This window comes from Marinobacterium stanieri (assembly GCF_900155945.1).
Taxonomy (GTDB): domain Bacteria; phylum Pseudomonadota; class Gammaproteobacteria; order Pseudomonadales; family Balneatricaceae; genus Marinobacterium; species Marinobacterium stanieri.
In genome coordinates, this window is sequence record NZ_FTMN01000007.1 from 177,134 (window position 1) to 189,345 (window position 12,212).

Below are 12,212 nucleotides of genomic sequence, written 5' to 3' on the forward strand. Positions count from 1 at the left end.
ACATGAATGAACCTATTAACAAGCTCGCTTTGGCCGCAATGGCTGGGTGCATCCTTCTGGCTTCACTCGGCATCAGCGTCACGACGGTTGCGCTCCCAACGCTAGCTTCCTTTCTTTCGACATCAATACAGCAGGTACAATGGGTCGTGCTCGCCTATCTAGTATCTCTAACGGTTGCAATCGTATCCGCAGGGCGCATGGGGGATCTGTACGGAAGCCGCCGTATGCTGCTTTCTGCTTTGGTGCTCTTCACCTTGGCTTCGATTGTCTGTGCCGTAGCACCGAACATGGGCTGGCTGATCGTGGGCCGGGTGGGACAAGGCCTGGCTGCCGCGGTTCTAATGGCATTACCGATGTCGCTCGCCAAGAGCTTGGTTGCTAAGGAGCGCATGGGTGCGGTGATGGGGTTGCTGGGTACTATGTCGGCAATCGGCACTGCGCTGGGACCTTCTCTAGGTGGTGGCTTAATCGACCTGCTGGGGTGGCGCTCGATTTTTATTCTATTGCTCATGTGTGGACTTGGCATGCTCGCCATTGCTGTAATGGGCATACCTAAGGATAAAAAATTGGCAACCAGGACGGCTCGCATGGACTGGGCTGGAAGTCTTTGGCTGTGCCTGGCTCTGCTGTTTTTCTCGCTGGCTGCTACAGGCGGAAAAGTCGGAATGGTTATCCCTATCTGGATGTTACTTGCCTCGGCTGCAATCGCACTGGCGGCATTTGTTGGCTTCGAGATGCGAGCGACTCACCCGCTGATACCCTTGGCTCTACTGGGTAATCGAGCCCTTGCCTCATCACTGAGTATGAATCTCATTGTCAGCGCCACCATGATGTCGACGCTTGTAGTTGGGCCCTTCTACCTGGCGTTTGGTCTTGGCCTGAGCGAACTGGTGACGGGTGTTGTTATGGCTGTCGGCCCTGCTGCTGCCGCGCTGTCCGGTGTGCCCGCAGGCCAACTTACGGATCGGTTCGGCACCGGTCGAATCTTGCTTGCAGGTTTGGCGCTTGCTACAGCCGGGTTGATCTGCTTCGCACTGCTGCCTATTCGAATCGGAATTCCTGGCTACGTGGTGGCGCTGATACTAACAACGCCGGGCTTTCAGTTGTTCCTGGCCGCGAACAACACTGCCGCCATGACAAGTGCACCAGACGCACAGCGAGGCATGGTCTCCGGACTGGTTGGACTATCGCGTAATCTTGGTTTCATGACCGGCGCATCACTTATTCCGTTGCTATTCGCCACTTTACTCGGTGATCAGGCTGTAGCCTTGAGCTCCTCGTCAGCTGTCGGAGAAGCCTTCTCTCACACGTTTCTCTTGGCAGCAGCTTCTTTCGGACTTGCCATGGTTACCTTCTTCATAGGGAAAAAACTCCAGCCATCAATGCCTATTTTATCTACTCATCAAGGAATCAATCATGACTGATGTAAACTCACACCCTCTTGCCACGCAAACAGTTGGTGCACCTCTGCCGTCTTATCTCGGCGGCCAGTTCCATTTGGTCAGCACGGGTATTGGCGATGCAGGAAACATCACTGTGAACGCTCAGGAGGTTTTGAGACGTGCCGACGTCGTGTTCGGGACCTCCAGCTTGTTGGAGAAATTTGCGGATCTTCTCAGGGGCAAAGAGCTCCATGATGCCGGACACGGTCTCTTCATGGACCTAGTACGCAGGGACTATTCGGCTGAGAAAGCGGACATCATGGAGGCCAAAGCCAGACAAACCATTCGGCAAGCTGCCGAGCATGGCAAGCGAATCGCCGTAATTGATTATGGTGACTCCATGATTTTTGGGCCGCAGGCAGGCTTCATCCAAGAATTCAGAGACCTCAATCCGGTAGTTATTCCAGGTGTATCGAGCTTTAATGCCGCAAACGCTGCCTTGGCTTGCGATGTCATGAACGGAAGCACGAGCAGATCGGTAATCTTGGCAGCCGCTTATGATGCTCGTGGGGACTATGACGGCACCGATACCCTAGAGCGTTTAGCACAGACGGGGTCCACGCTAGTTTTTTTTGCGATGCGCTCAAAGTTCGAGCAACTGACCGAACGTTTGAAGCGTATTCTGCCCGGCTCAACCCCTCTCGCGGTAGTCTGTCACGCCGGTAGAAGTGAGCAGCATACAATTGTTCTCGCGACACTCGACACCGCTGTCGCAGCACTACAAGGGCATGAATTGCCATTCGAGCACCTCGTCTATGTAGGTGACTTTCTTTCTTATTAGTGGTTTGTTTGTATAAAGACGTCAACTAATGCCCAGCACGGCTGGGCTGGATCTCATATTGTTTGCGGCCTGTTAGGGATCGCTCCTTTGGTCCATCGGCTCTAACTCTGGTCACGGTACTGCCCAACGCATAATTAAACCTTGGTGGTGATCTGTCAGTCATATCGCGAAACTGCTGAAAATGCTGACGTTCATGACTGGCAACAGGATTGAAAATCGTTCAGTATCAGAGTTGATACTGATTGGCCGTTGCTGGGTGCTACGCATGGCAAGATAGTAACATAAGCATGCTCGCTTTCACTGGAACAGAAGCGGTAATAGCTTAAACCAAAATTCGTTTATTGGATTTATATCGGCTATACCAAGCGACTTCAGAGAGTAGATGTGAGGCGTGCACTGTTATATTTCATGGAAATTTAGGGAAGCAAGAATGATAAGGAAGGCTACAGAAAGTGATGCAGAAGCGTTCTGCAATATTATCCGCACATCAATTATTGAGCTTTGTGGACCTGATCACCAAGGAAATAAAGAGATCTTGGAGGATTGGTTGGAAAACAAAACGGTAGAAAATTGTAAAGCATGGATTATAAATGAAAATTCCAATTCATTTATAGCTGAAAAAAATGGCAATATAGTTGGTGTTTGTCATATCGGCCATAACGGGCACTTATTTCTGTGTTATGTGTTACCTAGTGTTAAAGGTCTTGGTATTGGTGGAGCGTTGCTTTCAGTAGCTGAGAGGAGTGTTGTCAACTTGGATTCAAAGCTTATTTTTCTCGAAAGCACCGTAACTGCCAGAGGTTTTTATAAGCACCATGGCTACATTGAAAAAAATAAAGATAATAATGATTTGAATTTTTCAAAATTAATCTTGCCATAGCAATATATGAATTTTATCTAAAAATCTATTAATATTTATTTCGGATTTCCTCTTCATCTATGGCTTTTACCATGAAGTTAATAAAGGAGTTTTCGATGCCAGGGAAGTACCCAGATAAAATTCGAACATTGCCCCTATTCGATGGTAGGTTTGATGCTTACAAGCTTGCAGCACAAGGTACAGATGTATTGTTTGCCTCTTACCAGCCAGGAACCAGTATTCCACCTCACACCCATGACACTGAAAATCACGGTGTGATCATTCGAGGCGAATTGATTCTTACAATGCAGGGGAAGGTTGAGCGATTTGGCGTAGGAGATTGGTATCATGTGCCGGCAGGGGTTGAGCACGCCGCCTATTTCGAGCAGGAAACCGACGAAATCGAGTTTTGGTTTGATGTATCAATGCAACAAGATGCGCCACGATGATGAGCTTTACCGTTCTACTAAACAAGCTCACCTGAACTTTCGGAGCTAATGTCTCCTTTGGGCCAATACCGGAAGTGATGGCTGATTGACTTGAGCCTCACTTCCAGCACCACAGCTCATCTGGCTGCAACCCAACCATTGACTTACTTCTGCTAAGAAAATCGGATAGCTTGCTCACCCATATCAGGATTAGATCCGCCCTTTCAGGGCCCTGAGAAGACTGCGTACTCCCTCCTCCAGCACCGGATGGTAATACGGCATGGCAAGCAGTTCATCGACGCCAAGCTTTTGCTGCATGGCCCAGGCCAGAAGGTGTGCCAGATGCTCTGCCTCAGGCCCCAGAATTTCAGCGCCAAGCAACTGACCACTGCCCTTCTCGGCCCAGATTTTCATAAGACCAAGGTCACGCCCCATAACCTTGGCGCGGGCCTGGTCGGCAAAATCGAACGAGGCAACGGCAAAGGCGTTGGCGAATGCCTGTTCAATCTGATCGGGTCGCATCCCCACCGTTGCAATCTGGGGGTCGGAAAACACTACCGCCAGCGGTACCGTTCTGTCTCCTGCTGCGACATCTGGCCATAGCGCGGCATTGCGGCCAGCAATGGCACCCTCGTCAGAGGCTTCGTGCAGCAGTGGCAGATAATTATTGGCATCCCCGGCTATAAACAGGTGCTCCGCAGAACACTGGAGTGTGTCGGGATCGAACACCGGTACACCCCGTGCGTCCAGTTCAAGGCTGGTGTGTTCAAGCCCCAGCTGGTCCACATTGGGACGACGCCCCGTCGCTGCCAGCAGGTATTCAAACTCTTCGGTTAGAGTTTGGCCGCTTTCTCCCTCGAAACTCACCAACACACCTGATGACGTCTCTTTCACGTCTATCACTTGTGAATCGGGGTCGAGTGGGAACTCACTGCCGAAACAGTTCTGTGCAGCCTGGCGTATGTCATCGTCACCTATGGGACCTATTGCACCGCCAACACCAAACATGCGCACTCGCACACCCAGGCGGTGTAGTGCCTGTCCCAGCTCAAGGCCAATAACACCCGGCCCAAATACGACGACAGACTCAGGCAGAGTATCCAGTTCAAACAGGTCGTCATTTACCAGCAGGCGCTTGCCAGCGGCATTTAAGAAGCCGGGTATTGCCGGTCGAGAGCCCGTCGCGATCACAATGCGTCCAGCTTCTATCAGCTCTCCGTCAGGAGTTTCCAGCAGGTGGTCTGTTTTGAAACGTACGGGCTGTTGCAAAATATCCTCTTCAGAGATGGACTCCATACCCTTGAGTACCTTGCCGACAAAACGATCTCGCATGCCTCGCACGCGCTGCATCACCTTTTCACCATCAATCTGTATACCACTGGCACTTACGCCAAAGGTATCGGCATGTTGGATGTGCCAGGCAGCATCGGCCGCAGCAATCAGCAGTTTACTGGGCATACACCCCACCCGTGCGCAGGTTGTTCCCAGTGGGCCCGGGTCAATCAGCAAGACTGATTGATTATGCCGACGTGCCGTACGATAGGCCGTGAGGCCCGCGCTGCCGGCACCTATTACCGCTATATCTACCTTGCGCATACAAACTCCTTGTCAGGTTGGCTGCCCGTAACCACAGGCTCAGAGCTTCAGGTTGATCCTTGGTTTTACCTGCACGTCGCCCCGCAAGGCGCAAAACTCCTGTTTACGGCCATCAGGATAGTTGACCTGCACGTTGAACCCCATACCGGGGGCATGGTTAAGCACCAGTGTCCGGGCCTTGCCCGGCGGGATTCGAAACGCTTGAATACTGGATTGAGTATCAGCACTGCCAAAGTCCAGACTGATCGACTCAATCATGAGATCACCGGCATTGTAGAAGGTCACTTCCAGCCCTGTAACCGGACTGGTAAAACGGCCCACTGCCCCGCCTACAAGTAGAGCCAGCAACACACCCAAGAACAGTACGCGCCGAACTGAGGCCATTGCCAGTGCATCTGTAATTTTCATTTAACGACATCTATCATTACATTAAACAAATCTAATATAATGATATTTAATATGAATTGATAGCCGGTTTTAAGCATCACCCATCGTCACATCACGTGCTGATGCCGTTCGTGCTGGCCAAGTCTACGACTGATCTGAGGGACTTATGTGGGATCAACGTTACAACTCTGACACTTACATGTACGGCGAAGCGCCGAATGATTTTTTGGCGCAACAGGCTCACTTGATACCGGAGGGGCCTGTTCTCTGCCTTGCAGAAGGTGAAGGACGCAACGCAGTGTATTTGGCCAGTCAGGGATACGAAGTGCATGCAGTAGACCAATCCGTGGTCGGGCGCGAAAAGGCACTGCAGCTGGCATCAAAATCCGGTACCCGTATTCACTACGACATCGGTGATTTGGCACACCTGGAACCCGGCCAGGACCAATGGAGTGGCATCGTTTCCATCTTCGCTCACACACCTTCAGCGTTAAGACGTGAACTCCATGCCAAGGTGGTTGCTGGCCTGAAACCCGGTGGCGTGCTGATTCTGGAAGCGTTCAGCCCAGATCAATTGAGCAGCCCCGGTTTAGGTGGCCCCCGCGACCTCGATATGCTGATGGCTTTGACAGACCTGAAGCAGGAATTTGAAGCACTGGACCTGCAGATAGCCAGAGAGGTTGTCAGGACGGTTGATGAAGGTGAGCTTCATCAAGGGGAGTGTAATGTGGTTCAGCTGGTTGGGGTTAAAAGGTCACCTTAGCGTCTTGCTTCCGGGGTTATTTCATTCAGCACTGTCAGCCAGCACGCCGTGATTTGATAAAAGACACGGCGAAGGCTGACACGGCCAGTAATTGGAACAACCAGAACAAGGGAATAAACCCGAATGGCTCGACCAGAAACCCGTTTTCATCGATGTACGAGCCGATTGCCTTATAGGCTATTAAACAAGCACATCCGCAGATGCTGAACAGAAATGCCACTAGGTATCGCTTGATTACGCTCATTGCTGCCTCGTGACTCAGTATTCAAATCAGAAAATTTCAAGCCTAGCCCTTCGCTCAAGTTAGCCTTCAGAAAGTGCTCGCTTCTCACGGTACATTTTATGATCAGCTATTTTGAGCAACTCTGCGGGCGTTTGGCCATCTTCAGGGAAAAGCGCGTACCCAAAGCTCGCACTGCTTTTCAGGCTCTGCTCTTCGATTGCAAAAGGCGGCTCAAGTTCAGTACTGATACGATCAATGAGTGTCTCGACACCTTCACGTCCTGTCACACTGGGCATTAAGATCACAAACTCGTCTCCGCCAATACGTGCCAGGGTGTCTGCGTCACGAACTTGCTGCTTAAGACGACCCGCTACTCCTTTGAGCAGCTCATCCCCCATGTGATGACCGTAGGTATCGTTGACCTGCTTGAACCCGTTCAAGTCAATAAACATGACGGCCAAACGCTGCCCGGAACGATATGCCTGAACGATTGAATACTCCAGCTTCTCCATAAACTGGTGCCGGTTGGGCAGTTTGGTCAGGGTATCGTGATGTGCCAAAAAGTGGACGGCCTCTTCCGCCGCTTTGCGATCACTGATATCAGATACCACGTTCAGCGTTGCCGGCATGCCGCCCCAGCTTATCAATACACCTGTTATTTCGATTGGGTAGCTTGTGCCATCCCGCCTCAAAAACAGGCTCTCGTAACGGCTTGGAGCACCCTGTCCAGCCACACGTCTCATGTAATTTCCCAACATCGTTTCCCGTGCCTCGGGCGCAATCAGCGGCAGAAATGTATCCAAAGCAAGCAGTGCCGGTTCATCATAGCCGGTCATCTCACACATGCGCTGGTTCACATAGACCAGCCGCTTGTTTTGCACGATGGCGATCCCGTCATGGGCATTATCGACCAGATAACGATAGGACTGTTCGCTTTCCTGCAGCTCTGCTCCCTGCTTACGCAGGCGCCGGCTCAACCTTCTATTGGCAAGTAAAAGCAAAGTAGACACGACAAGCAGTATCAGAATCAGGCTCAACAAAAGCCATGGCGGTAATAGCTGGCTGATCTCAAAGAAAAGATCAGGTGGTTCGGAAACATTCATGGTGACATCCAATGTGTAAGCCTAAATCGTCCTGATACCATTATTACTCAGTAGACGGGCTATTCAAAAATACTGACAGATAATGGCTCCCCTCATCAGGGCCCTGCCATAAGATGGATTGTTACTGCTGAACCCTGCGCTGCAGGTCTGACCAGAGGCCAATTTTTGACGAGCTGCCGGCGCGCTTACCTGTGCCGCGCTCCTTGGCCAGCCAGAGGCCATCACCGTTGAAGCTGTAAACCGGTATCAGGTCTTTACGCTGGTTGGCAGGCAGAATTCTGGGGTTGAGGTTGTCGAGTACGAGAGGGATTGTACGGGGCTTGGGAAAGTAGGTCAGCACCATGTGAGCTTCCCCCCAGTTGATCGCTTTTACGTACATGATGCGCAGACGATCATCGGGAACACCCAACTCACGCAGGGTGAAATACTTGGCGATGGAGTAGTCTTCACAGTCGCCACCATAGGTAGTCAGTTTTTCGAAAGGCGTGGCCCAGTAATCCTTCACCTTCCAATGCTGTAAATCGGTGTAATACGGCACGCGATTGAAAAAGTCATTCACGATTTTGATCTTGTCATTTTCAGACAGAGCCTGGTTGCTTTCGACCAGCTTTTTCAACGCCTGCAACCGGAGTACGGCTTCCTTGCCGAACTTGGATTCAACACGTCCCAACAGTGCAGGGCTGAACTCAACCAGCCCCTTGGCTGAGACGAATGGCGAAGGCAAGAGCATTAGTGCGCTTAGCAAGAGCGCACCGAGTATGCGTCTGTATGCGGACCGCTGGGGGCGATGGCAGGTATTCATCGGCTGGCCGCTGTCAGTCCAATCTCGCGCACGGCTTCAAGGTCATTGTCTGTTTCGACCGACTCCGCGAGGATATCGACATTGAGCAGTTCGCCCAGCTCCTTCATGGCCTCAACCAGACGCCGCTTCTCGGGATCGTTGCCAATGTTCTCCGTATAGATACGTGCCAGACGGATATAGTCGAGACGGAACTGCTTGAGGTTATCCATCGGGATAAAGCGGCTCTCGAAGCGTTTGAGCATTACCTTGGCGCCCAGACGATGCGCAAAGTCGATGAAGCTGCTGAACGCCTTCAGATCACGGGTAGCACCATAGGCAGTAATGCTGAACGTCAGGTGCTCGGTGGTACTTCGGTCCGCTTCCAGCAAGGGGTACAACTGACCACGGAATTCATTACTGGCCAAGGCTGTAAACGAGATATTCACGGCTACAGTATGGCTGACCTGCTCAGTGCAAATGTAGTCGAGTACCCGAGACACGATGTCCAGATCGAACTCGATGATCCGATCCAGCGTTTCCGCTACGGAAATGAAAGTACCAATAGGCAGCGCCTCGCCCTGCTCATCAAATACCCTGGACATGGCCTCTTCCAGAACCAGCTGATCATCGTCGAGGTTGTAGGCTCTCATGCCGTAATTAACCTCAACCCTCTGGTTATCAACCACATCGCCGACAAGCTGTTTCCACTCATCCATGCTGCGCGTATTGGCGCTGTATTCGGTGATGGCGAAGCTGTTCTGGCCAATCAGGCGTGCCTTTTCGTAAGCTTCTGTCGCCGCTGATATCAGCGCTGCGGTGGTACCCTGAGGGTCGAACGCCACGCCACCGATGTGCGCAACGCTGTCCTTATCGTATTCAGCTCCAAGCGCTTCAAGCCGCTTTAAAATGGCCTTACACAGTGACTCGGCACTGGCCTGGTTCTGGCAGTCGGCAATCAGAATGAATTCGGCACCCACGATGCGGTACAGGAAATCACCGGCCACCCCTTCATCCTTGAGCCCGGCACGGGTTTCGTTGACGAAAGATTTGATGAACGTATCAACCTTGTCAGCACTCAGGGTCGCCGCAAGCTTGCCCAGTTCATCAATGCGCAGGATAAACAGGTAGCCCTGCTGGCGAGACATGAACCGCTCTTTCATCTCGGTTTCAAATGTTGCCTTGGTTTCAAGACCCGTCAGTTCGTCTACATGCAGCCGTTTGCCGGTCTCCTCGAGGCGGTTATTCAGGTTGGTGATGACCTTTTCGATCTTGCCGGACATGAGGTTCATCGACTTGGCGACATTCCGGATTTCGGTGGTCCAGGGCAGTGAATCAATTCGGGCAAAGTCGCCTTCGCCTATGCTCAGGGCCAGCTGGTTGATTTTGTTCAGCGGCCTCAGCACCAGAAGCAGCATACAGAACAGCAGGATGACAAAGACAGCCAGTACGATGGCTGCAAACATTAGTGAATCCTGGGCCTGCTGCCAGAGTTTCAGGTAGCCAAGGCCCGGGTGCGTGGTGACGTAGACCGTTCCGCCGACCACCCAACCGGCATCAATTTCCGATTTGGCAGTGGATGTAGTCAGTGGGAACAGTTCGGTAAACCACTCGGGCACCTGTTCGAAACGTTTGGGGTTGGTGCGGCTCAGCAGTTCTTCACCATCGATATTTTCCAGCCGTATCTCAAGATAGTAGCCACGGTCAAAGATGGAGTTGACCATTGTTGAGAGGATGGTGTCGTCTTGATCAAGAATATAGGGGCTAAGCGAGAGCCCGAGAGACGTCGCAGTATCCTGAGCATGTACTTCGGACTCTTCCTGAAGGTAGTCGCGGATGTTATTCAGACTGGTGTAGAAGTTTATCGAGAAGATGGCCAGGAACATGGCCGATATCAACAACATCAACTGCTTTGAGAGCGTCATCGAAAGACTCCTTTTTCATGCAGCCCACGCACAGGAACTGACACTGACCAAACGCTCGCCAGCAGGATTGGTCTTCGTACATTTTGCAATGCGAAACGGATTCAGCTTAGTCCAGAGTTTCCGAATGTAAAAGCAAGCATTCTGCGATAACACAGCAGATAGGTTTTACCCCTGGGACAAAGCCAGCCGGGCACCAAAACCGATGAAAAGGCCACCGGTGATACGATCAAATCGCGAAATGACCCGCGGGCTCTGCATCCATCGGCTGATCCTGCTGGCAATCAGGATTAACAGAGTAAACCACAACAGCGTGAGTACCGCGTGAACGCTTGCTAGAAAGAACGAGTACAGCGACACACTCATCTCAGAAGGAATGAACTGGGGTAAGAACGAGACATAGAAAATGCCGATTTTGGGGTTGAGCAGGTTGGTTACCAGACCCTGTCTGAAGGCCACCCAAGGCTGCAAACCGGGGTGGCTGCCATCAGAATCAATCTTTTTACGAGGCTGCAGCAGCAGGCCGAGACCGAGCCAGATCAGGTAAGCCGCACCAGCCAACTTAACGGCTAGATATAGCCATTCCGAGGCCTGCAATACAATCCCCAAACCGAGGGATACGGCGCCTCCCCAGGCCAAACAGCCCAGAACAACACCGGATGCGGCACAGAATGCCACACGCCGATGACTGCCAAGCGACGCTCTCAGTACCATAGCCGTATCCACGCCTGGTGTCAGGGTCAGGAGTGTTGCTGCAATGATAAACGCGATAAACGAAGTCATGGACGTCTTTACTCCTGATTGCCTTGCACTGATATACCTGCAGCCTGTGCGGTAACGTAAGCCCTGCCGGATTCCAATAACTCAGTTGTGACACAGGACAGAAGCCTTTGTCGAGACCGGTTTAAACAGCCTGAAGTGAGGACCAGATGATCACTCCAGGCTGAACACCATTACAGGGGTTTCAACTTGACGTAAATTTCCATCTCAACGTACCCATCAACACGGGCATCATTCAGGTAATGCTCCATCATCGGGTAGTTATCCGGCTCAAATCCGCTATCCGGAAACCACTCGGCATAAAGGCCAAGCTGAGCCTGCAAGGTCTCTTCGGGTGTCCCTTTGAAATACAGCACCGCGTATTTGCCGGCGGGGATCTCCGACTTTACAAAGGGCTCCGCAACCGGCACCGACTCCGGAATGACGATTGCAGCGGTATAGCGGCACTTGTCGATTGGTGTAACCGTCGGGTTATCGTACGCCAGCGCAAAGCGAGTCTGTTTGGAGGCTGCTATTCCACTGTTTTCAGCCCAACCAATCAACCTGTCCCAGGTCGCATAGATGGATTCAGGGGTGTATCCCCCTTCGGATACCAGGGTGCTGACAGGCATCCCGGCCAATTCCTTGATTTCAACATTCATGATTACATCCTTTTGCGGTTTGCTTTTTATCACCTCAGCAGTGATGGCATCAGGATATAAATCGAAGGGGTTGAAGACTTTTCCATACTTGCTTTGCAGTTTTCCAATCTTGCTATTTTTAATCTTGGCGGGATTACGTATTTCACTGGGACTGAATCCGAAATGCAGACTGACAGCCTTGGAGAAATTCGCACTTGATGAGTATCCGTGATCCAGCGCGATTTGCGTGATGGGAATATCAGGTTTGAAAATCAACCTGTTAATAGCACGTTCCAGCCGGCGCCTGGCGATATAATCGTTAACAGTTTCGCCCAGGACGGCGGTAAAAATACGATGGAAGTGATACTCCGAAAAATGGCTCACGGCGGCCACTTCAGACAGTAACAGCTTTTCCGGCAGTCGTTCTTCGATATAGGCCAGCACCCGCTCAATTCGTGCTTTGTATTTTTTATCCATAACAACAACCGGTGTCCGTTTTATCGAGGCTGATCAAGCCAAGAGAATACGCA

General features: G+C 51.6%; 13 protein-coding genes. 5 read left to right on the forward strand and 8 right to left on the reverse strand.

Features of this window, described 5'->3' with window-relative positions; genetic code table 11:
- The first annotated feature begins 2 nt into the window (after positions 1-2).
- The 4 genes from BW956_RS15600 to BW956_RS15615 all read left to right on the forward strand — a co-directional run bounded on the left by BW956_RS15600 (position 3) and on the right by BW956_RS15615 (position 3,531).
- The gene (locus tag BW956_RS15600) at positions 3-1,424 is read left to right on the forward strand and encodes an MFS transporter (protein ID WP_076463989.1); all 1,422 of its coding nucleotides are present in this window, start codon (positions 3-5) and stop codon (positions 1,422-1,424) included.
- Positions 1,417-2,223 carry an SAM-dependent methyltransferase gene (locus tag BW956_RS15605; protein WP_076463991.1) on the forward strand — a complete coding sequence of 269 codons (807 nt, stop codon included), beginning with the start codon at positions 1,417-1,419 and terminating at the stop codon, positions 2,221-2,223. Before BW956_RS15600 ends, BW956_RS15605 begins: the two co-directional genes overlap by 8 nt.
- Before the next feature lie 430 nt (positions 2,224-2,653).
- The gene (locus tag BW956_RS15610; protein ID WP_076463993.1) at positions 2,654-3,103 is read left to right on the forward strand and encodes a GNAT family N-acetyltransferase; all 450 of its coding nucleotides are present in this window, start codon (positions 2,654-2,656) and stop codon (positions 3,101-3,103) included.
- A 95-nt stretch (positions 3,104-3,198) separates the two neighbouring features.
- Positions 3,199-3,531 carry a cupin domain-containing protein gene (locus BW956_RS15615; RefSeq protein WP_076463995.1) on the forward strand — a complete coding sequence of 111 codons (333 nt, stop codon included), beginning with the start codon at positions 3,199-3,201 and terminating at the stop codon, positions 3,529-3,531.
- A gap of 189 nt (positions 3,532-3,720) precedes the next feature.
- On the opposite strand, the gene BW956_RS15620 is transcribed toward BW956_RS15615, so the two are convergent.
- Positions 3,721-5,106: a dihydrolipoyl dehydrogenase gene (locus BW956_RS15620; RefSeq protein WP_076463997.1), complete on the reverse strand. Its 1,386-nt coding sequence runs from the start codon at positions 5,104-5,106 to the stop codon at positions 3,721-3,723.
- A gap of 39 nt (positions 5,107-5,145) precedes the next feature.
- Positions 5,146-5,514, reverse strand: a complete 369-nt coding sequence (locus tag BW956_RS15625) for a hypothetical protein (protein ID WP_076463999.1) — start codon at positions 5,512-5,514, stop codon at positions 5,146-5,148.
- A gap of 145 nt (positions 5,515-5,659) precedes the next feature.
- Between BW956_RS15625 and BW956_RS15630 the strand changes: the two genes are divergently transcribed.
- Complete coding sequence (locus BW956_RS15630) at positions 5,660-6,256, forward strand: SAM-dependent methyltransferase (RefSeq protein WP_076464001.1); 597 nt, start codon at positions 5,660-5,662, stop codon at positions 6,254-6,256.
- A 34-nt stretch (positions 6,257-6,290) separates the two neighbouring features.
- On the opposite strand, the gene BW956_RS15635 is transcribed toward BW956_RS15630, so the two are convergent.
- From BW956_RS15635 to BW956_RS15660, 6 genes are all read right to left on the reverse strand, one after another.
- A complete protein-coding gene (locus BW956_RS15635; RefSeq protein ID WP_076464003.1) occupies positions 6,291-6,500 on the reverse strand; it encodes a DUF3955 domain-containing protein in 210 nt (69 codons plus the stop codon).
- 59 nt (positions 6,501-6,559) lie between these two features.
- Positions 6,560-7,582 carry a sensor domain-containing diguanylate cyclase gene (locus BW956_RS15640; RefSeq protein WP_076464006.1) on the reverse strand — a complete coding sequence of 341 codons (1,023 nt, stop codon included), beginning with the start codon at positions 7,580-7,582 and terminating at the stop codon, positions 6,560-6,562.
- Positions 7,583-7,703: 121 nt separating this feature from the next.
- Positions 7,704-8,327: a transglutaminase-like cysteine peptidase gene (locus tag BW956_RS15645; protein ID WP_244894379.1), complete on the reverse strand. Its 624-nt coding sequence runs from the start codon at positions 8,325-8,327 to the stop codon at positions 7,704-7,706.
- 53 nt (positions 8,328-8,380) lie between these two features.
- Positions 8,381-10,285: a bifunctional diguanylate cyclase/phosphodiesterase gene (locus tag BW956_RS15650; protein WP_076464012.1), complete on the reverse strand. Its 1,905-nt coding sequence runs from the start codon at positions 10,283-10,285 to the stop codon at positions 8,381-8,383.
- 165 nt (positions 10,286-10,450) lie between these two features.
- Positions 10,451-11,065: a LysE family translocator gene (locus BW956_RS15655; protein ID WP_076464014.1), complete on the reverse strand. Its 615-nt coding sequence runs from the start codon at positions 11,063-11,065 to the stop codon at positions 10,451-10,453.
- Positions 11,066-11,235: 170 nt separating this feature from the next.
- Entirely contained in the window at positions 11,236-12,159 is a 924-nt protein-coding gene (locus BW956_RS15660; RefSeq protein ID WP_076464016.1) for an AraC family transcriptional regulator, read from the reverse strand.
- Positions 12,160-12,212: the final 53 nt, after the last annotated feature.